Source organism: Vibrio sp. B4-6 (assembly GCF_963888245.1).
GTDB classification, from domain to species: domain Bacteria; phylum Pseudomonadota; class Gammaproteobacteria; order Enterobacterales; family Vibrionaceae; genus Vibrio; species Vibrio anguillarum.
On record NZ_CAWPIM010000004.1, the window covers coordinates 20,317 to 41,522 of the forward strand.

Sequence of the window (21,206 nt, forward strand, 5' to 3'; positions counted from 1 at the left end):
ACTTTTGTCATTGGTAAATAGGCTCAGTGTACGCGTTAGGCAAAAAAAATCCCGCCTTTCAGCGGGGAAGCCCAAGAAAATGGGGATAGTGTCGGAATGTGTTACGTGTCGTATTAGTGCAATGCGTTGATCAATATGTGATGGATTAGTGATTCTGCTCTTCTGAGATGCCTTTCCAAAGATGCATCTCAAGCCAGATCCCAACCAGTGACGCACTGACACCAAAAAGTGGCATCCATGACGTTTCTGCAGGCGTTCGCATCACTAAGGCACAAAATGAGATAAAGCAGAGAACCGAATAAATGGTTAACCTATCAAGCGCTGTTAACATAAGTGCCTCACTAAATTGTTATCAACTTGTTAAGTAAGTTAAAACAAAAAGATCACTTTGCCAAGTGGTTATTGAATATTTTTTCCTCGCCAGTATTATCTACGCCTTGCGATAACATCGATTAGGTTTGAATATGACATTTGATCCGGCACTTGCCACACAAATACTCGAAGCCGAAGGATTGCGCTGTCCCGAGCCTGTAATGATGGTCAGAAAAACCATTCGAACCATGCAAGATGGCGAAATTTTACTAGTGAAAGCCGATGACCCGTCAACCACTCGAGACATTCCCAGTTTTTGCCGCTTTATGGATCATCAGTTAATTGCGGAGAAAGTGGATACATTGCCCTATCTCTATTTGATTAAGAAAGGATTGAGTTAAGCCTCGATCTAAGTGATGCGTACGCAAAAGAAAAGGCGACCTCAAAAAGGCCGCCTTTTGCTATTAATTCATTGATTCATTGATTCATTGCGCTGCACACTACTCATTAAACTCGATGGTGCGGATCTCTGATTGCAGTTTTGTGACCTGCTTTTGCAGGGTTCGAATTTCATCGTGCATCGGGATAATGTGCGCGACTCGGATCCAAGATTCCACCATTAAGCCACACAATATGATTGCGCCGGCCACCATGGGTAGCCACATTTCCGTCAACGCCATACCCAACAACGTCAGCACAAAACCGAACGTAAACAAGTAACTTTGGCTCTTGGCGGTCATTCCCATATAACGTGTCAGCATATGCATTCCCTCTTAGACTTGCATCATCTAGCACTACAGTAACATGACCAGTATGGCATAAATTTGTCACTCATCACGCAACCGTAGACGTTGGGCGACAAGTTGAGTAATAAATTGTGTCACGCTCACTCGCCCAATCATCTAATCGATTGGAATTACCAAATCGCCGCGCCGATCGCTAATATCAAAAAGAGTACCGCCGTGATTTTACGAATAAGTCCTAGCGGCATTTTATCGGCGGATAATTTACCAATCAGCACCACAGGTACGTTAGCCAGCAACATACCAATCGTCGTTCCGAGCACCACCCACAGTAGAGCATCCGCATATTGCGCACCAAGAATAGACGTTGCTATTTGGGTTTTATCGCCAATTTCAGCGACAAAAAAGGCGATGAAGCTAGCGACAAAAGGGCCTCGATTGGTAATTTTTTCATCACCGTCGAGTTTGTCTGGAATTAACACCCAACCCGCCATGGCAAGGAAGCTAGCGACCAACACCCATTTAAGGATTTCTGGTGACAGGTAGTCGGCAACGACCACGCCCAGCCAAGCAGCGAGTGCATGGTTAACCATCGTTGCGACAAAAATGGCGGCAATAATAGGCAAAGGTTTACGATAACGACTGGCTAGCAGCAGAGAAAGCAGTTGGGTTTTATCGCCAATTTCAGCTAAGGCGACGGTAGTAATTGAAATAGCTAATACGCTCACGACAGGCTCGATGGGGCGGGATAATTATAATAACCATAGACAAACGCCACTCCCCGCCCCGGTTTGTGATGTTTGTCTAAGGTCTTGCTAAGCTAAAATGACTTTAGCCTCGAACGCCACGGTGATTTGGCACCAATTATGTTGACGAACGAACCGTTAAGATAAGAAATCTCACTGGTAAGCTACTCCCCAAAGACGGCGCAATTCTAATCAGGCCGAGTGAAAATCTCAAGTTAGAAATAAGTCAAAATCGTTCATGTGCAGGAATTTGGCACAATCGATGCGATAAATTCGACCAAAACGGATTTTCGACCATTAATTAAGCAAGATTACCCCTACTCGCTGAGCGAATATCTGGGTATACTTGTTCGTTATTTTCATCCATTCAGACAGAAGAATCGCGCGAACCTGACTATGCAAAAATACGATATCAAAACCTTTCAGGGTATGATCCTCGCGCTGCAGGATTATTGGGCCCAACAAGGCTGTACCATTGTTCAACCATTAGACATGGAAGTTGGTGCAGGAACCTCTCACCCAATGACATGCCTGCGAGCTTTAGGCCCAGAGCCCATTGCAACGGCGTATGTTCAACCCTCTCGTCGTCCAACGGACGGTCGTTATGGTGAAAACCCAAACCGCCTGCAACACTATTACCAATTCCAAGTCATCATCAAACCTTCACCAGACAACATTCAAGAGTTGTATCTGGGGTCTTTAGAGGTGCTCGGTGTTGACCCACTAGTACACGATATTCGTTTCGTGGAAGATAACTGGGAAAACCCAACCTTAGGTGCTTGGGGTCTTGGCTGGGAAGTGTGGCTAAACGGCATGGAAGTAACTCAATTTACTTACTTCCAACAAGTCGGTGGCCTTGAGTGCAAGCCTGTCACCGGCGAAATCACTTACGGTATTGAACGTCTCGCCATGTATATTCAAGGCGTGGATTCAGTGTATGACTTAGTCTGGACAGATGGCCCATTAGGTAAAGTCACCTATGGTGACATTTACCATCAAAATGAAGTTGAACAATCAACTTACAACTTCGAACACGCGGATGTCGATTTTCTTTTCACTTTCTTCGACCAGTGCGAAAAAGAGTGTAAGCATCTACTTGAGCTAGAAAAACCGCTGCCACTTCCTGCCTATGAGCGTATTTTGAAAGCGGGCCATGCCTTTAACCTATTGGACGCGCGTAAAGCGATTTCGGTGACAGAACGTCAACGTTACATCCTACGCATCCGTAACCTGACCAAAGCGGTTGCAGAAGCGTACTACGCATCTCGTGAAGCACTTGGCTTCCCTATGTGTAAAAAGGGTGAGGACAAATAAGATGGCAAAAGAATTTCTAATTGAATTAGGCACAGAAGAGCTACCACCAAAACAACTTCGCACTTTGGCTGAAGCGTTTGCGGCTAACTTTGCCGCAGAATTGAAAACCGCTGAACTGGCACACGAAGGCATCAAATGGTTTGCAACCCCTCGCCGTTTAGCACTGAAAGTGACCAACTTGGCCCAAGGTCAAGCGGATAAAGTGGTCGAAAAACGTGGCCCCGCTATTTCTGTTGCTTTTGATGCCGATGGCAATCCAACCAAAGCAGCACAAGGCTGGGCGCGTGGTAACGGCATTACTGTTGAGCAAGCGGATCGCCTAACAACAGAACAAGGTGAATGGCTACTGTTCAAACAGGAAGTCAAAGGCCAAGATGCCAAAGCTATTGTGGTTGAACTTGCCGCCAAAGCGTTAGCAAACTTGCCTATCGCCAAACCCATGCGCTGGGGTGATAAAGAAACACAATTTATCCGCCCAGTAAAAACTCTGACTATTTTGATGGGTGATGAACTGATCGAAGGTGAGATCTTAGGCGTAGCTTCTGCGCGCACCATTCGTGGCCACCGCTTTATGGGCGAAAAAGAGTTCACCATCGATTCAGCAGAGCAATACCCAGCGATTTTAGAACAGCGCGGTAAAGTAATCGCCGATTACGATGCACGTAAAGCAATAATTATTGCGGATGCACAAAAAGCAGCGCTACAGGTTGGCGGTGTTGCCGATCTTGACGATGACTTGGTTGAAGAAGTGACCTCACTGGTTGAATGGCCAGTGGTGCTGACGGCGAAATTTGAAGAAAAATTCCTTAAAGTACCGTCAGAAGCTTTGGTTTACACCATGAAAGGTGACCAAAAATACTTCCCGGTTTATTCTCATCAGATGAGCGATGCGAATAAGCAATTGCTGCCTAACTTTATTTTCGTCTCTAACATCGAGTCGAAAGAGCCTCGCCATGTTATCGAAGGCAACGAGAAAGTCGTTCGTCCACGCTTAGCGGACGCGGAATTCTTCTTTAATACCGATCTCAAAAGCAAATTAGTCGATCGTCTACCACGACTAGAAACCGCGATTTTCCAGCAGCAGTTAGGTACGATTAAAGATAAAACTGACCGTATTACTGAACTGGCTGGTTACATTGCAGAACAGATTGGCGCGGATGTAGAAAAATCAAAACGTGCGGGCTTACTGGCTAAATGCGATTTGATGACCTCAATGGTGTTTGAATTTACCGACACGCAAGGCGTGATGGGTATGCATTATGCTCGCCATGACGGAGAAGCAGAAGAAGTCGCCGTTGCACTAAACGAACAGTACATGCCACGCTTTGCTGGCGATGCTCTGCCAACCAATGGCGTTTCCGCCGCTGTGGCAATCGCAGACAAGCTAGACACCATAGTCGGCATCTTCGGTATTGGCCAAGCACCAAAAGGCTCGGATCCCTTTGCTCTGCGTCGCGCATCACTGGGTGTACTGCGCATCATCGTTGAATACGGCTATAACTTGGACTTAGTTGACCTCGTAGCAAAAGCGAAATCGCTGTTTGGTGATCGCCTTACCAACGACAACGTTGAGCACGATGTAATTGAGTTTATGCTTGGCCGTTTCCGTGCTTGGTATCAAGATGAAGGTTTTAGCGTCGACATCATCCAAGCGGTACTTGCTCGTCGTCCAACCAAACCCGCTGATTTTGACAAACGTGTTAAAGCAGTTTCCCACTTCCGTGAACTGGAAGCGGCTGAAGCCCTAGCGGCGGCAAACAAGCGTGTCGGTAACATTTTAGCGAAATTTGACGGTGAACTGGCTGCAGAAATCAACCTAACACTTCTTCAAGAAGCGGCCGAAAAAGCCTTAGCGGAAGAAGTGGAAGTGATGACCGAAGCACTAGAACCTGCTTTCGCTACCGGTGATTACCAACAAGCACTGAGCAAGCTGGCAGCACTACGTGAACCTGTTGATGCTTTCTTTGATAATGTCATGGTGATGGCAGACGATGAAGCATTAAAACAAAACCGTTTAACGCTGCTCAACAACTTGCGTAATCTGTTCCTACAAATTGCTGATATTTCACTGCTGCAAAAGTAGTCGCTGATATTTCGGCACACAAATTAATCTATCAAAGCCCAGCGGCCATCCGCTGGGCTTTTTGTTTTATCTGACCGCAGTGTGTTATTTGGCGAAAAATAGTGCTTTGACTCGCAAAAACATTGGGGTATGTTCAAGGATTACTCGATGGGCGTGGCATCGTTTCATGCCCCTTTATGCAAGCAAATACAAGAATGAATTAGGCAGTCAGCAATGCAGTTTTCGAAATTTGGTGAAAAATTTAATCAGTATTCCGGTATTACCCAGTTAATGGACGATCTCAATGATGGCCTGCGCACTCCCGGAGCCATTATGCTCGGCGGTGGTAACCCAGCTGCCATTCCCGCCATGATTGACTACTTTCATCAAACCAGTGCTGACATGCTTAGCAGTGGTGAATTGATCGCTGCCCTCGCCAACTATGATGGCCCACAAGGTAAAGATCTGTTCGTTAAATCTCTCGCAAAACTGCTCAAAGAAACCTATGGCTGGGAAATCAGTGAAAAGAACATCAGCTTAACCAATGGCAGCCAGAGTGGATTTTTCTATCTATTTAATCTGTTTGCTGGCCAGCAAGCTGATGGTTCACATAAGAAAATTTTACTGCCATTAGCGCCTGAATATATTGGTTATGGTGATGCCGGGATAGATGAAGATATTTTTGTCTCCTATCGCCCAGAAATAGAACTACTCGACAATGGCTTATTCAAATACCACGTGGATTTTGAAACCTTGAGCGTGGATTCGTCGGTAGCCGCCATTTGTGCTTCCCGTCCAACCAATCCGACGGGAAATGTGCTCACAGAACAAGAGATCCACAAGCTCGATAAGCTGGCTAGAGAGAACAATATCCCACTGATTATCGACAATGCATACGGCGTTCCATTTCCCAACATCATTTTTGAAGAGATTGAGCCCTTTTGGAATGACAACACCATTTTATGCATGAGCCTTTCGAAACTGGGTTTACCCGGTGTGCGCTGCGGTATCGTCATTGCCAACGAAACCATTACCCAAGCATTAACCAACATGAATGGCATCATTAGCTTAGCGCCAGGCAGCATCGGCCCAGCCATTGCTCATCACATGATTGAAAAAGGCGATCTATTAAGGCTCAGTCGTGATGTGATCAAGCCCTTCTACCAGCAGAAATCACAAAGAGCAGTCGAGTTACTCAAGCAAGCCATTAGCGACCCGCGCTTTCGTGTCCATAAACCAGAAGGGGCGATCTTTTTATGGCTCTGGTTTGATGAGCTCCCCATCACCACTATGGAACTTTACCAACGTCTAAAAGCCAGAGGAGTATTGATTGTACCGGGTGAATATTTCTTTATTGGTCAACAAGACGATTGGCAACACGCGCATCAGTGTCTGCGCATGAACTACGTGCAAGATGATGAAGCCATGCAAAAGGGCATTCAAATTATTGCTCAAGAAGTGGCATTAGCTTATCAACAGTAATTCATCCTTTCTGCCATGAAAAAGAGCGCCAAAAGGCGCTCTTTCACTACTTTAATGTGGCCAGTAACTTAATTGTTCTCAATTAAGTTTTTGCCATTAATCGCAATTTTACGTGGTTGCATCGCTTCAGGTGTTTCACGTTCAAGATCCACGTGTAGCAAGCCATTTTCCATTGTGGCTCCGAGTACTTTGACATAGTCGGCCAATTGGAATTTACGTTCAAAATCGCGCTCAGCAATACCTTGGTAGACGTAGTTTTTATTCTCTTCGGGTTTACGTTCGCCACGCACAATCAGCGTATTTTCTTGTTGAGTAATCTCAATCTGCTCTTCAGAAAAACCAGCTACCGCCATCGTGATGCGATATTTATTGTCGTCTTGCTGTTCAATATTGTACGGAGGGTAACCCGCAGAGCTATTCTTCGCTGAACTGGATTCCATCATGTTTAATAGACGGTCAAAACCAATTGCGTTGCGGTATAAAGGAGTGAAATCTACTGTTCTCATCATACTATCCTCATCATAAGCAATAGCCTTAGCGCATAGGCGCTAAGCCGTTAGCAGCCATTCTTTCAACATGGAGCTAACAACACATTTAATGATCACAACACAAGGCTCCTCTTAAGAGAGCAAACCTGTGTCGCCATTCCAGAGGTCCTTACGGCATCCTCTTCATTGATAGATATAGGGGCACTAAAATTCTTTTCAAGGATTTTTTGAAAAATTTTTTAGTCCTCGCTAAAGCGAACAGAAACTAGAAAGAGGACATCGAATCAAACTGATACTCCGTAGAGTTACAAAGCCTTCATTAGCAGGATATAGAGTCAATACAGAGACATAATAAAGCCTAACGATATCATTAGGCTTTATTTTGCACTTTAACCGATGAAAACTTATTTTATTTTCCGCGTTTTTTCCTTTCTTTAATTACACTGCTTTCTTCCATTTTTTCTTGCTTTAATTTCCGCTTTTCTTTTAGGCTAAGTTGCGCTTTTTTCATATCTTTCTTACTCATAGTAATCTCCTTATTTTAACGAAGAAATTTAATTTACACACGTTAGTGACTTTTCAGGAAGAATATTAACCACTTTATATTCTCGCTCTTTTCCTAAAATATATAATTTAAAACACTCTTGTTCACGTAATCCAAAAATAGAAGCGCCTAAATAAGAGTAAAGTGATACGAGACCATCATTAGGGTTGTTCCGCTCACCAAGCACTATAATAATTTGATAAGGTTGACACTTTTCTGTATCAACAAAGCTGACCCTATCTCCAACGTTGACTCGGCGCTCTGCCGTAGAATATCTGGCCAATGATTCTGCTTCTATTCTCTCGAAAAGAGTCAGTAAAATCAGTGGAGACTGATAGGTAACAAATAAGCTTGTTATTATTTTACTTTTGAAAAAAACAAGCCAATGCTTAAATAAGTTGATATTTATTACTCCTTACAATAATTCCAAAAATAGATTAGATAATATCCGAAAGTTAGACCTTCGGATTTATTACTGTAAGATAAATAACAAACCCACATCTCCTAAAAAGTAATTAATGAATACTATATCGGCCAAAAAATATAATTCAAGCTCATAAAAACCTCTAAAAACATGGAATAAAATAAAATAGTAGATACTTTTTTTTATTGAGAGAAAATCCCAATAAAAAAACGTTTATGACCTTTTATCCTTGAAGACAACCTAAGATAAGTAGAAAGTGTTGATGCTAAAAATGGTTGCTCCCACGTTGGGTGACTTTGTATTGACCATAAAAAAACACCGCTCTTGCGAAACGGTGTTTTTTGGGATTTGCTTTATAGCAACGACTTAGACATCGAGGTTGGCAACTTTTAAGGCGTTCTCTTCGATGAATGCGCGACGCGGCTCAACTTGATCACCCATCAAGGTGGTAAACAGTTCATCAGCACCAACAGCATCTTCAATCGTGACTTGCAGCATACGGCGAGATTCAGGATCCATCGTCGTTTCCCACAACTGATCTGGGTTCATTTCACCTAGACCTTTGTAGCGTTGCAGGCTTAGGCCACGGCGAGACTCTTTAATTAACCAGTTCAACGCATCAACAAAGTTATCGACAGGTTGAATACGCTCACCACGTTGAATGTAAGCCCCTTCTTCAACTAAGCCATAAAGTGCTTCAGAAAGGTCCGCCAGCTTGCTGTACTCTTTCGAATTGAGCAAATCAGCACTTAATAGATGTTGGTGCGTTACACCATGAGTGCGCACTACAATCTTAGGCTGATAAATACCAAGGTCCGCATTGTGCTCAGTTTCAATGCTGTATTGGCTTGCGCCAACTTCTTTCGCATTTAACTGCTCCACCAGCTGTTTGCCCCACGCTTCTACTACTGCAGAATCAGCGCATTGATCAACAATGATACGCGGCATATAGATGAATTCATGGATCAAGGCGTAAGGGTAGCGGCGGCTCATGCGCTCCACCAGCTTAATGGCGACATTGTATTGCTTAACCAAGGTTTCTAACGCTTCGCCTGCTAATGCTGGCGCTTGAGGGTTAACATGCAGTGAGGCACCATCCAATGCCAAAGCAACTTGGTATTGGTTCATCGCATCTTCATCTTTAATGTACTGCTCTTGCTTGCCTTTTTTCACTTTATACAAAGGCGGTTGAGCAATGTAGATGTAGCCACGCTCAATAAGCTCAGGCATTTGACGATAGAAGAAGGTCAACAGTAGCGTACGGATGTGCGAACCGTCGACATCCGCATCGGTCATGATGATGATGTTGTGATAACGCAGTTTGTCTGGGTTATATTCATCACGGCCAATGCCACAGCCTAATGCGGTGATAAGCGTTGCGACTTCTTGCGAAGAAAGCATTTTGTCGAAACGAGCTTTTTCAACGTTAAGAATTTTACCTTTCAGCGGCAAAATCGCTTGGTTTTTACGGTTACGTCCCTGCTTGGCAGAACCGCCAGCAGAGTCCCCTTCCACTATGTACAGTTCAGATAGTGCAGGATCTTTTTCTTGGCAATCGGCGAGTTTACCCGGCAAACCGGCAAGATCTAACGCACCTTTACGACGTGTCATTTCACGCGCTTTACGCGCCGCTTCACGAGCACGAGCCGCATCAATGATTTTTGAACAGACCATTTTGGCTTCACTTGGGTTTTCAGCCAAAAACTCCGCCAATTTCTCACCCATTGCTGACTCAACCGCAGATTTCACCTCGGATGAAACCAATTTATCTTTAGTTTGGCTAGAGAACTTAGGATCCGGCACTTTCACTGAAACCACCGCGGTTAAGCCTTCACGAGCATCATCACCCGAGGTCGCCGCTTGCGCTTTTTTCGAGAAGCCTTCCTTATCCATGAAGGTGTTTAGGGTACGAGTTAACGCCCCACGGAAACCCGCTAAGTGGGCACCACCATCACGTTGAGGAATATTGTTGGTAAAGCAGTAAATGTTTTCTTGGAAACCATCGTTCCACTGCATCGCCACTTCCACGGTAATCCCATCGTCACGCTCAGAGCTGAAATGGAATACTTTTTCATGGATCGGCGTTTTATTGCGGTTTAAATGGCCAACGAACGCTTTAATACCACCTTCATATCTGAAATGGTCTTTTTTATCTTCTTCGCGTTCATCAAGCAATTTGATGGATACACCAGAGTTTAGGAAAGAGAGCTCACGCAGACGCTTAGCTAAAATATCGTAATGGAATTCAATGTTGGTAAAGGTTTCAGCACTTGGCCAAAAACGCAGGGTTGTCCCGGTTTTATCGGTTTCACCCACCACAGCCAACGGTGCTTGTGGCACACCGTGACAATAAGTTTGTGTGTGAATAGCGCCGTTACGATAGATAGTCAGTAGCACTTTTTCAGACAGCGCGTTGACGACGGACACACCGACACCATGCAGACCACCCGAAACCTTGTATGAGTTGTCATCAAATTTACCGCCCGCATGCAGAACCGTCATAATAACTTCCGCGGCAGAAACTTGTTCTTCTTCGTGAAGGTCGGTAGGAATACCACGGCCATCATCGCTAACTGAAACTGAATTGTCTTCGTGAATAGTCACTACGATGTCTTTACAGTGACCTGCCAACGCTTCATCAATTGAGTTATCCACCACCTCAAAAACCATGTGGTGCAGACCGGTGCCATCATCCGTGTCGCCGATGTACATTCCTGGACGTTTACGAACCGCGTCCAGACCCTTCAGTACCTTAATACTCGATGAATCGTAATTATTCGACATGAGTTACTCTCTCACTATTTTATCCGTGCTCTATTGTGCCATGTTCCACATGAAACATCTTGCTGTTTGACTCAATCATGTCTGCAACTTGGCCTTGCGTAATAGAACTTACAAAAACTTGTGCCCCCGTCGATTTTAAGCAATCCGCTAAACGCTTACGACGATGGCTATCTAATTCGGAAGCAAAGTCATCAATTAAATAGATGCATTGCTTACCTGTCAGCTCGGTTAAGTGTTGTCCTTGTGCGACGCGCAGTGCACACACCATTAATTTAAGCTGACCGCGTGATAGAACATCTTCAACCGGTGTTCCATTGACCTTTATTTTTAAATCCGCTTTATTCGGGCCACTGAATGTGTAGCCTAGCGATTGATCGCGTTCGAAGTTTTTCTCGAGGATTTGTTGATAGGGCGTCTCTTTTTCCCAACCACGATAATACTTCATTTGCACATCAAATTCTGGCAAAAAACTGCGACACAACACCTCGGCAACACACTTCATTTGCGTCACATAATGTGTGCGCCATGCATCGATTTGTTCAGCCAAGCGCGCCATCTCCTGATCCCAGTAACTGAGTTCACGATAATGGGTTGCCGTTTTTAACAACGCATTGCGCTGCTTATTGAGGCGCTTAAAACGCCCCCATGCATCATAAAAGGCAGGTTCACTATGAAATACCCCCCAATCAATAAATGCACGTCGTTGTTTTGGTCCATCGGTGAGCAGATCAAACCCTTCCGGATGAATCAATTGCAAAGGTAAAACTTGTGCCAGTTGCGCCAGTTTTTGCCCAGATTGACCGCCTATTTTAACCTCTGTTGAACCGTCACGCTGCTTATTAATGCCAATCGGTAGCTCAAATTGATCCGAGGTCAAAAAACGCCCATGCACAAACAGCTCCTGGCACTCATTTTGTATGACGCGTCCGGTTAAGGCGCTTTTGAACGAGCGACCATGACCCAGCAGGTAAATCGCTTCCAGTACACTGGTTTTTCCGCTGCCATTAGGGCCAATAAGAAAGTTAAAGCCTGATGATAATGGGATATCACAGGCTTTAATATTACGAAATTGTTGGACGATTAAACGAGTCAGCGGCATTACGCAAACTTAAAGTCGGATCGGCATGACGACATACATCGCGCTGTCGTCATCGCGATTTTCAATCAGCGCGCTGGCGTTGGCGTCAGACATCGATACACGAACCTGTTCACAACGTAATGTGTTCAGTACATCGAGCACATAGCTGACGTTAAAACCGATTTCGATGGCGTCGCCTTCAAAGATGACATCCAACAACTCTTCCGCTTCTTCTTGCTCTGGGTTGTTGGCGGTAATGCGCATTTCATTATCCGCAAGATTAACCCGTACCCCGCGAAACTTTTCATTTGAGAGAATCGCGGCACGAGAAAATGCCTGACGTAACTCATCACAGCCCGTTTCTAAGGTTTTGGTCGTTTGCTGCGGCATAACGCGGCGATAATCAGGGAAGCGGCCATCAACCAGCTTAGAAGTGAAGATGAAGTTATTCACTTGGGCGCGCAAATTTGAGCTACCAATTTGCAGCACAACCGGCTGTTCTGGCGCATCAAGTAACTTGACCAGTTCCTGTACCCCTTTACGCGGCACGATGATCTGTTTATTGGCAAAATCCGCGCTGAGTGCCGTTTGCGAAACCGCCATACGGTGTCCATCGGTTGCCACAGAGCGCAAGGTTGAACCGTCGATTTCAAATAGCATACCGTTCAGGTAATAACGCACATCTTGGTTAGCCATCGAAAACTGGGTTTTCTCAATTAAACTGCGCAGTTCTGCCTGAGTGAGCGACACTTCCACTTCACTTTGCCAATCTTCAATATTAGGAAAGTCACTGGCAGGTAAGGTTGCCAGAGAGAAACGGCTACGGCCAGAACGCATCTGAATGCGATCGCCTTCCAATACCACAGTGATCACGGCGCTATCGGGCAAGCCGCGACAAATATCTAAAAATTTACGCGCAGGGACAGTGATGCTTCCTGCTTCGCACTCACCTTCAAGTGTCACGCGGCTAATCAGTTCGACTTCAAGATCGGTCGCCGTCATCGACAGCTCGTTCTCTTCCACTTTGAGCAACAAATTACCAAGAATTGGCAAAGTCGCACGTCCGCCTAATGTTCCAGATACTTGCTGAAGTGGCTTAATGAAGTGGCTACGTTCAATAGTAAATTTCATAGTTAGCTCTTACGATGTTATCGGGCAACCCTAAATGTGAGGGTTAAAATAGCTGATATAAGAAGGTTGTGCATCAAGAAGACAGGGTACGAATTAAATTCGAATAGTCTTCTTTGATGTCGTGGCTCTCTTCACGTAACTGCTGGATTTTACGGCAAGCGTGCAGCACTGTCGTATGATCTCGGCCACCAAACGCATCACCAATTTCAGGCAAGCTGTGGTTAGTCAGCTCTTTAGCCAGTGCCATCGCCAACTGGCGTGGACGAGCAACCGAGCGAGAGCGACGTTTAGAAAGCAAATCCGCCACTTTAATTTTGTAGTATTCCGCCACGGTCTTTTGAATGTTATCAATGGTGACCAATTTTTCTTGCAAAGCTAATAAGTCACGCAGCGCTTCACGCACAAAATCGATGGTGATCGGACGGCCGGTAAAGTTAGCGTTGGCGATAACACGGTTTAGTGCACCTTCCAATTCACGCACGTTGGAACGTAAGCGTTTGGCAATAAAAAAGGCAACTTCATCGGCAAGATGAATTTGGTGATCTTCTGCCTTCTTCATTAAAATCGCGACACGCGTTTCAAGCTCTGGTGGCTCAATCGCAACCGTCAAACCCCAACCAAAACGAGATTTCAGGCGATCTTCCACCCCATTGATCTCTTTAGGGTAGCGGTCGGAAGTCAAAATGATTTGTTGGTTACCTTCAAGCAATGCGTTAAAGGTATGAAAGAACTCTTCTTGCGAACGCTCTTTATTGGCAAAGAATTGAATATCATCGATCAAGAGTGCATCAACACTGCGGTAATAGCGTTTGAACTCTTCAATCGCATTATTTTGAAGCGCTTTCACCATATCTTGCACGAAACGCTCTGAGTGCATGTAAATCACTTTTGCATTCGGGTTGTTATCAACAATCGCATTACCAACTGCGTGCAATAAGTGTGTTTTACCTAGCCCTGTACCACCGTATAAGAAGAGTGGGTTATAGGCCGCGCCAGGGTTATCAGAAACTTGACGCGCTGCAGCCAAACCAAGTTGGTTCGATTTACCTTCAACGAAGTTATTGAACTTATGTTTAGGGTTAACGTTTGATCTGTGATTGATGTCTGCCACAACCGTGTCGTTTTCCCACGTACGATGTACTGGTTTACGCGCTTGTAACTGTGCAGGAGCTGAAGATTCAGCCGCGACATCCGCTTGAGTACGAACGGGAGCAGCTTTAGGCGCGCTGACCCGGCGACTACCCACTTCAAAACGCAGGTTCGGGGTATCGTGGCCACAATGCTCTTGCAGTAGTCGGTTGATGCTGTTGATGTATTTATCGCGCACCCAATCAAGCACAAATCGGTTTGGGGCGAATAAAGTGAGAGTATTGTCATTGAGCTCCGCTTGTAACGGACGTACCCACATGCTGAATTCCGCTGCTGGTAACTCTTCTTGAAGCTGTTGCAAACATTGCAACCAAAGCGAAGATGACACGGTTGCCCTCACCCTAAGTAAATGATCGAAAAGACTGGCGATTTTACCTGTTGATAACCAAGATCGCCAGCGATTGATCCGTGATCCAGTGAATAAGATCGAAGTTATTCACACAATTCGCGCTTGATTTTTGTCGATCTTCACAATTAGCACCACTTTACCCACACGATGATCCACATATACAAGGATCCTCTATACTTATCCCCAATTGTGTCACTATGTTCGGTTATGGTTAATAACTACTGGTTATTTATTCTATTGAGTGCTTTACCAGTAACATCCCTCTCTATAAATATAAGGAGTTTCAAGATGAAAAACTGGGTTAAAGTCGCCATTACTGCAATTGCACTATCCGCTGCAAGCGTACACGCGGCAACGGAAATAAAAGTCGGCATGTCAGGGCGCTATTTTCCATTCACTTTTGTCAAACAAGACAAGCTGCAAGGCTTTGAAGTGGATGTTTGGGATGAGATAGGTAAACGCAATGATTACGATGTAAAATATGTTACTGCTAATTTCTCCGGTCTCTTTGGCCTGCTTGAAACTGGCCGAATTGATACCATTTCAAACCAAATCACCGTCACAGAAGCACGTAAAGCGAAATACTTATTTGCTGACCCGTATGTCATCGACGGTGCACAAATTACCGTTCGCAAAGGTAATGACAGCATTAAAGGGATTGACGATCTTGCTGGCAAAACGGTCGCGGTCAATTTAGGCTCAAACTTCGAGCAGCTACTGCGCAGCTTTGACAAAGACAATAAAATCATCATCAAAACTTACGATACTGGCATTGAACATGACGTTGCTCTTGGCCGTGCCGATGCGTTTGTGATGGATCGCCTTTCGGCTCTGGAATTGATTAAAACAACGGGCTTACCGTTACAATTGGCTGGTCACCCTTTTGAAACCATTGAAAACGCTTGGCCGTTTGTTAACAACGAGCAAGGCCAAAAACTGCAAGCTGAAGTGAATCAAGCGTTAGCCTCGATGCGCGCTGATGGCACACTGAGTGCGATTTCTGAAAAATGGTTTGCTGCCGATATCACCAATAAGTAAATTCCCCTATTATCAAAAGATAGGATTGAGGTGGAACCACACATTCCACCTTTTTTGTTTTAAAAAGGTAAGCCGATGGGATTTGATTTTCACTATATGCTTGAGCTGATGCCAATACTGCTCAGGTATTTAGGCACCACCATGGAGATGGCGACTTGGGGCTTAGTGTTTGCTTTGATCCTGTCGGTCATTTTAGCCAATATTCGTGTGTTCAAAGTGCCCATTTTGGATCCGCTAAGCCAGCTGTACATCAGCTTTTTCCGCGGTACTCCCCTGCTGGTACAACTATTTCTACTCTACTATGGTCTGCCGCAAGTGTTACCGTGGATGGTCGGTTTAAATGCATTTAGCGCCGCGGTGATCGGGCTAACTCTTCACTTCGCCGCTTATATGGCAGAAAGTATTCGCGCCGCCATTTTGGGTATTGATCGCAGCCAAATGGAAGCGAGTTTGTCTGTGGGTATGACCACAAGCCAAGCAATGCGCCGCATTATTTTGCCGCAAGCTACTCGTATCGCGTTGCCATCATTAATGAATTACTTCATTGATATGATCAAATCGACCTCATTAGCTTTTACATTAGGAGTCGCTGAGATCATGGCCAGAGCGCAGATGGAAGCTTCGTCAAGCTTTCGCTTCTTTGAAGCTTTCCTCGCCGTTGCATTAATTTACTGGGCCGTAGTGGTGGTACTGACTCGGGTACAAATTTGGGCTGAAGAGAGACTCAATAAGGCGTATGTACGATGATTAAACTCGATAATATTCATAAGCGCTTTGGCGATACTGAAGTGCTCAAAGGCATCAGCTTAGCAATAGAAAAAGGTGAAATCATCGTCATTATTGGCTCAAGCGGTACAGGTAAATCGACCTTACTGCGCTGCGTCAACTTCCTAGAACGCGCAGACCAAGGCTCCATTACTATTGATGATGTCACCGTCGACACCCAGCAACAGACCAAAGCAGATGTATTAGCACTGCGCAGAAAAACAGGCTTTGTTTTCCAAAACTACGCGCTGTTTGCTCATATGACAGCGAGGCAAAATGTCGCCGAAGGGCTCATTACGGTGCACGGTTGGAAAAAAGATCTCGCCCTGACCCGCGCACAGCAGATTTTGGATGACATCGGTCTTGGGGATAAAGGAGAGAGTTATCCCGCAGCGCTTTCTGGTGGCCAGCAGCAGCGCGTTGGGATCGGTCGTGCGATGGCGCTACAACCAGAATTGCTGCTATTTGATGAACCTACGTCAGCACTCGATCCTGAATGGGTTGGCGAAGTGCTTGCTTTAATGAAGAAATTAGCTACTCATCACCAAACAATGCTGGTGGTTACCCATGAGATGCAGTTTGCAAAAGAGGTAGCCGATCGCGTGATCTTCATGGCCGATGGGCAAATTGTAGAGCAAGGCTCTCCACAGGATATCTTTGGTAATCCACAGGATCCTAAGCTCAAGAAATTTTTAAATCAGGTGGGGATCGACGAAGGATCCTTGTGATTTAAAGGAGACTGCGTATAATCCCCCGACCGGAATTTTAGTGAACCCAATCGTTGACACTTATTGTGACAGTGATTACAATTCCGCCTCTTTGTTGAGAGGCGTCGGATTCCTTTCTTTCTATTAAAGAAGCGAAAATATGCCCACGCCGGGTTTATTTGAACCTAAAAACTACTGATCAGTAAGGTAATTACACATGTCTAAACGCACTTTTCAACCTACCGTTCTAAAGCGCAAGCGTACTCACGGTTTCCGTGCACGCATGGCAACTAAGAATGGCCGTAAGGTTATTAATGCACGTCGTGCTAAAGGCCGCGCGCGCCTGTCAAAATAATTCGCGATTATTTTGAATACGTACGCGTTCAATCGGGAGTTACGTTTGTTAACTCCCGAACATTATAAAAAAGTCTTCCAGCAAGCGCACAGCGCAGGCTCCCCCCATTTCACTATCATTGCTCGCGAAAACGCTCTTACCCACCCAAGGTTAGGGTTGGCCGTCCCCAAAAAACAGATCAAAACTGCTGTTGGCCGTAATCGCTTCAAACGCCTCGCTCGCGAAAGCTTCCGTAATAAACAGCATCAACTTCCTAACAAAGATTTTGTTGTGATTGCGAAAAAGAGCGCGCAAGATTTAAGCAATGAAGAAATGTTCAAACTATTTGAAAAATTATGGCATCGCCTGTCTCGCCCTTCGCGTGGTTAGCAATCGGATTCGTCCGTCTTTACCAAGGAATCATCAGTCCTCTGCTTGGACCACGCTGTCGTTTTACTCCAACCTGTTCAAACTATGCGATAGAAGCGTTGAAAGCTCACGGTTTTGTAAAAGGGTGTTGGTTATCAGGCAAACGTCTATTAAAATGCCACCCTTTGAACGAAGGGGGTTTTGACCCCGTTCCGCCACCAGTCCAAAAACAAGACAGAGATAATTAACGATGGATTCTCAACGTAATATCCTGTTAATCGCCTTGGCACTCGTTTCTTTTTTACTTTTCCAGCAATGGCAAGTAGCAAAGAACCCAGCACCTCAAGCGGTTGAGCAGGCACAAAATAGCAGCACTTTAACTGCACCATCTATGGCTGATGAGTTAGACCCAGCACCAGCAGTAACCAATGCGTCTGCAAAAACCATCACCGTCAAGACTGATGTACTGACTCTGTCAATTGACACGGTAGGTGGTGATGTAGTGAAGGCCGAGCTGAATAAGTACGATGCTGAACTCAATTCAGAAGACCCATTTGTGCTACTTAAAGACATTCCTGGTCACCAGTTTATCGCGCAAAGTGGTTTAGTGGGACCGCAAGGGATCGATTTAAGCAGCAACAATCGTCCAAACTATACTGTTAGCGCCGACACCTTTGCTCTAGCGGATGGTCAAGACGAACTGCGCATTCCCATGACTTATCAAGCCAATGGCCTTGAATACACCAAAACCTTCATCCTTAAACGTGGCAGCTACGCCTTGGATGTTGAATTTGATGTAGTCAACCAATCTGGTAATAACGCGACACTGGGTATGTATGCACACCTACGCCAAAATTTATTGGACGCTGGTGGCAGCTTGGCTATGCCAACTTACCGTGGCGGTGCTTACTCAACACAAGATACACGTTATAAGAAATACAGTTTCGATGATATGCAAGATCGTAACTTGTCACTGCCTTTAGTTAACGGTGAAGGTTGGGCGGCGATGATCCAACACTACTTTGCCAGCGCGTGGATCCCACGTGATGCAGCAGGGTCAAACTTATACACTCGCGTGATTGGCAACTTAGGTGATATTGGTGTTCGCATGCCAAATAAAACCATCGCCAACGGTGAAAAAGCGACATTCTTAGCCACACTTTGGGTCGGTCCAAAACTGCAAGATGAGATGGCTGCAGTTGCGCCAAATCTTGATCTAGTTGTCGACTACGGCTGGTTATGGTTTATTGCAAAACCACTACACATGTTGCTTTCATTCATTCAAAGCTTCGTTAGCAACTGGGGTGTAGCAATCATCTGCTTAACCTTCATTGTTCGCGGTGCTATGTACCCACTGACCAAAGCACAATACACCTCTATGGCAAAAATGCGCATGCTGCAACCGAAGCTGCAAGCAATGCGTGAGCGCATCGGCGATGACCGCCAACGCATGAGCCAAGAAATGATGGAGCTGTATAAGAAAGAGAAAGTAAACCCACTCGGTGGTTGTTTACCTATCTTCCTGCAAATGCCTATCTTCATTGCGCTTTACTGGTCATTAATGGAATCGGTTGAACTGCGTCATTCACCTTTCTTTGGTTGGATTCATGACCTTTCAGCACAAGACCCATACTACATCTTGCCACTGCTGATGGGTGTGAGTATGTTTATGATCCAGAAAATGAGCCCGACGACAGTCACTGACCCGATGCAACAGAAGATCATGACCTTTATGCCGGTTATGTTTACGTTCTTCTTCTTGTTCTTCCCATCAGGTTTAGTGATTTACTGGTTGGTATCGAACATCGTTACCTTGATCCAGCAAACCTTGATTTACAAAGCGCTGGAGAAAAAAGGCTTACACTCTAAGTAGCCACTTCAGCAAGAAGTCACACTGACAAGTGAAACAAAGGCGACCTTTTGGTCGCCTTTTTGTTTTTGGCTGATTACAATTGCGCTCATACACCCCTATGTTAGGTACCCTTATGTCTACAGACACCATTGTTGCTCAAGCAACCGCTCCAGGCCGAGGTGGCGTGGGGATTATTCGCGTCTCAGGCCCGAAAGCCGCTCAAGTCGCGCTTGAAGTAACCGGGAAAACGCTAAAACCTCGTTATGCGGAATACTTGCCTTTTAAGCATCAAGATGGCACCGAACTTGACCAAGGCATCGCGATCTATTTTCCTAACCCTCACTCCTTTACCGGCGAAGATGTGCTCGAACTACAAGGACACGGCGGTCCGGTCGTCATGGATATGCTGATCAAACGCATTTTGGCTATCAGTGACTTGCGCGCAGCGCGCCCGGGTGAATTTTCTGAGCGTGCGTTTTTAAACGACAAAATGGATTTAACCCAAGCGGAAGCGATTGCCGATTTGATTGACGCCAGCTCTGAAGAAGCGGCCAAATCCGCCCTTCATTCATTGCAAGGTCAATTTTCCAAACGCATTCATACCTTGGTCGATTCCCTAATCCACCTGCGAATTTACGTTGAAGCAGCGATTGATTTTCCTGAAGAGGAGATCGATTTTCTTGCCGATGGTAAAGTTGCCGCAGATCTGCAAAATATCATCGACAACTTAGACGCCGTGCGCAAAGAGGCGAATCAAGGGGCCATTTTACGCGAAGGGATGAAAGTGGTGATAGCAGGGCGTCCTAACGCGGGCAAATCGAGTCTATTGAATGCGCTTTCAGGCAAAGATTCAGCCATCGTTACAGACATAGCAGGAACCACGCGTGACGTGCTGCGAGAGCACATCCACATCGATGGCATGCCACTGCATATCATCGATACCGCTGGTCTACGTGATGCCAATGACGAAGTCGAAAGAATAGGTATTGAGCGTGCTTGGGATGAAATAGCAAAAGCAGATCGTGTGCTCTTTATGGTTGATGGCACCACCACCGATGCCACCGATCCGAAAGAAATTTGGCCAGATTTTGTCGATCGATTGCCTGAAAACATCGGTATGACGGTGATCCGCAACAAAGTCGATCAAACCAAAGAATCACTCGGTATCTGTCATGTTAATTCTCCAACCTTAATCCGCCTGTCGGCAAAAACTGGAGAGGGAGTTGATGCTCTGCGTACTCATCTCAAAGAGTGCATGGGCTTTGCTGGGGGCAATGAAGGCGGCTTTATGGCCAGACGACGCCATTTGGACGCGCTAGAGCGCGCCGCACAGCACCTCATGATTGGTCAGCAGCAGCTCGAAGGCTACATGGCTGGTGAAATCTTAGCGGAAGAACTGCGTTTATCGCAGCAACATCTAAACGAGATAACGGGCGAATTTAGCTCCGATGACTTGTTAGGGCGCATCTTTTCGTCGTTCTGTATCGGCAAATGATCGCAGTGAGAAGCTTGATCACTCTTAATTATAGGAATAT

General features: G+C 45.4%; 21 protein-coding genes. 12 read left to right on the top strand and 9 right to left on the bottom strand.

Annotation, left to right across the window (positions count from 1 at the left end):
• Window positions 1–145: 145 nt before the first annotated feature.
• Complete coding sequence (locus AACV20_RS01225; RefSeq protein WP_010319936.1) at window positions 146–331, bottom strand: hypothetical protein; 186 nt, start codon at window positions 329–331, stop codon at window positions 146–148.
• A gap of 133 nt (window positions 332–464) precedes the next feature.
• Here AACV20_RS01225 and tusA point away from each other — a divergent pair, with 133 nt between their 5' ends.
• Window positions 465–713, top strand: coding sequence for a sulfurtransferase TusA (gene tusA, locus AACV20_RS01230; protein ID WP_020977692.1), 249 nt, complete (start codon window positions 465–467; stop codon window positions 711–713).
• A gap of 99 nt (window positions 714–812) precedes the next feature.
• Here the strand turns inward: tusA and AACV20_RS01235 are convergent, their stop codons facing one another.
• Window positions 813–1,073: a hypothetical protein gene (locus AACV20_RS01235; RefSeq protein WP_170907826.1), complete on the bottom strand. Its 261-nt coding sequence runs from the start codon at window positions 1,071–1,073 to the stop codon at window positions 813–815.
• Window positions 1,074–1,228: 155 nt separating this feature from the next.
• Complete coding sequence (locus tag AACV20_RS01240; RefSeq protein WP_017046363.1) at window positions 1,229–1,783, bottom strand: TMEM165/GDT1 family protein; 555 nt, start codon at window positions 1,781–1,783, stop codon at window positions 1,229–1,231.
• 414 nt (window positions 1,784–2,197) lie between these two features.
• Between AACV20_RS01240 and glyQ the strand changes: the two genes are divergently transcribed.
• From glyQ to AACV20_RS01255, 3 genes are all read left to right on the top strand, one after another.
• Window positions 2,198–3,115, top strand: coding sequence for a glycine--tRNA ligase subunit alpha (glyQ, locus tag AACV20_RS01245; RefSeq protein WP_013855568.1), 918 nt, complete (start codon window positions 2,198–2,200; stop codon window positions 3,113–3,115).
• Between the two features lies 1 nt (window position 3,116).
• Window positions 3,117–5,198: a glycine--tRNA ligase subunit beta gene (glyS, locus tag AACV20_RS01250; RefSeq protein WP_019281084.1), complete on the top strand. Its 2,082-nt coding sequence runs from the start codon at window positions 3,117–3,119 to the stop codon at window positions 5,196–5,198.
• Window positions 5,199–5,411: 213 nt separating this feature from the next.
• On the top strand, window positions 5,412–6,659 hold the full coding sequence (locus AACV20_RS01255) for a valine--pyruvate transaminase (protein ID WP_170907827.1): 1,248 nt from the start codon (window positions 5,412–5,414) through the stop codon (window positions 6,657–6,659).
• Between the two features lie 68 nt (window positions 6,660–6,727).
• Here the strand turns inward: AACV20_RS01255 and AACV20_RS01260 are convergent, their stop codons facing one another.
• The 6 genes from AACV20_RS01260 to dnaA form a co-directional block, all read right to left on the bottom strand.
• Complete coding sequence (locus AACV20_RS01260) at window positions 6,728–7,165, bottom strand: Hsp20 family protein (protein WP_010319943.1); 438 nt, start codon at window positions 7,163–7,165, stop codon at window positions 6,728–6,730.
• A gap of 536 nt (window positions 7,166–7,701) precedes the next feature.
• Entirely contained in the window at window positions 7,702–7,974 is a 273-nt protein-coding gene (locus tag AACV20_RS01265; RefSeq protein ID WP_017046366.1) for a GreA/GreB family elongation factor, read from the bottom strand.
• Window positions 7,975–8,481: 507 nt separating this feature from the next.
• Complete coding sequence (gene gyrB, locus AACV20_RS01270) at window positions 8,482–10,899, bottom strand: DNA topoisomerase (ATP-hydrolyzing) subunit B (protein WP_094147612.1); 2,418 nt, start codon at window positions 10,897–10,899, stop codon at window positions 8,482–8,484.
• 19 nt (window positions 10,900–10,918) lie between these two features.
• Complete coding sequence (gene recF / locus AACV20_RS01275) at window positions 10,919–11,998, bottom strand: DNA replication/repair protein RecF (protein WP_094124052.1); 1,080 nt, start codon at window positions 11,996–11,998, stop codon at window positions 10,919–10,921.
• Between the two features lie 9 nt (window positions 11,999–12,007).
• Entirely contained in the window at window positions 12,008–13,108 is a 1,101-nt protein-coding gene (gene dnaN / locus AACV20_RS01280) for a DNA polymerase III subunit beta (RefSeq protein WP_170907828.1), read from the bottom strand.
• Between the two features lie 73 nt (window positions 13,109–13,181).
• Entirely contained in the window at window positions 13,182–14,585 is a 1,404-nt protein-coding gene (dnaA, locus tag AACV20_RS01285; protein WP_010319947.1) for a chromosomal replication initiator protein DnaA, read from the bottom strand.
• Between the two features lie 309 nt (window positions 14,586–14,894).
• On the opposite strand from dnaA, the gene AACV20_RS01290 reads away from it, so the two are divergent.
• The 8 genes from AACV20_RS01290 (at window position 14,895) to mnmE (ending at window position 21,166) form a co-directional block, all read left to right on the top strand.
• The gene (locus AACV20_RS01290) at window positions 14,895–15,644 is read left to right on the top strand and encodes an amino acid ABC transporter substrate-binding protein (protein WP_026027668.1); all 750 of its coding nucleotides are present in this window, start codon (window positions 14,895–14,897) and stop codon (window positions 15,642–15,644) included.
• A gap of 75 nt (window positions 15,645–15,719) precedes the next feature.
• The gene (locus AACV20_RS01295) at window positions 15,720–16,391 is read left to right on the top strand and encodes an amino acid ABC transporter permease (protein ID WP_010319949.1); all 672 of its coding nucleotides are present in this window, start codon (window positions 15,720–15,722) and stop codon (window positions 16,389–16,391) included.
• Window positions 16,388–17,137 carry an amino acid ABC transporter ATP-binding protein gene (locus AACV20_RS01300; protein WP_013855580.1) on the top strand — a complete coding sequence of 250 codons (750 nt, stop codon included), beginning with the start codon at window positions 16,388–16,390 and terminating at the stop codon, window positions 17,135–17,137. Before AACV20_RS01295 ends, AACV20_RS01300 begins: the two co-directional genes overlap by 4 nt.
• A gap of 196 nt (window positions 17,138–17,333) precedes the next feature.
• Window positions 17,334–17,471 carry a 50S ribosomal protein L34 gene (gene rpmH / locus AACV20_RS01305; protein ID WP_010319951.1) on the top strand — a complete coding sequence of 46 codons (138 nt, stop codon included), beginning with the start codon at window positions 17,334–17,336 and terminating at the stop codon, window positions 17,469–17,471.
• Window positions 17,472–17,483: 12 nt separating this feature from the next.
• Window positions 17,484–17,840 (top strand): ribonuclease P protein component, encoded by a 357-nt coding sequence (rnpA, locus tag AACV20_RS01310; protein WP_026027667.1) that lies wholly within the window; start codon window positions 17,484–17,486, stop codon window positions 17,838–17,840.
• Window positions 17,807–18,067, top strand: a complete 261-nt coding sequence (yidD, locus tag AACV20_RS01315) for a membrane protein insertion efficiency factor YidD (RefSeq protein WP_010319953.1) — start codon at window positions 17,807–17,809, stop codon at window positions 18,065–18,067. The genes rnpA and yidD overlap by 34 nt, the downstream gene beginning before the upstream one ends.
• A 2-nt stretch (window positions 18,068–18,069) precedes the next feature.
• Window positions 18,070–19,692 (top strand): membrane protein insertase YidC, encoded by a 1,623-nt coding sequence (gene yidC, locus AACV20_RS01320; protein WP_017046370.1) that lies wholly within the window; start codon window positions 18,070–18,072, stop codon window positions 19,690–19,692.
• A 112-nt stretch (window positions 19,693–19,804) separates the two neighbouring features.
• Window positions 19,805–21,166: a tRNA uridine-5-carboxymethylaminomethyl(34) synthesis GTPase MnmE gene (mnmE, locus tag AACV20_RS01325; RefSeq protein ID WP_026028056.1), complete on the top strand. Its 1,362-nt coding sequence runs from the start codon at window positions 19,805–19,807 to the stop codon at window positions 21,164–21,166.
• Window positions 21,167–21,206: the final 40 nt, after the last annotated feature.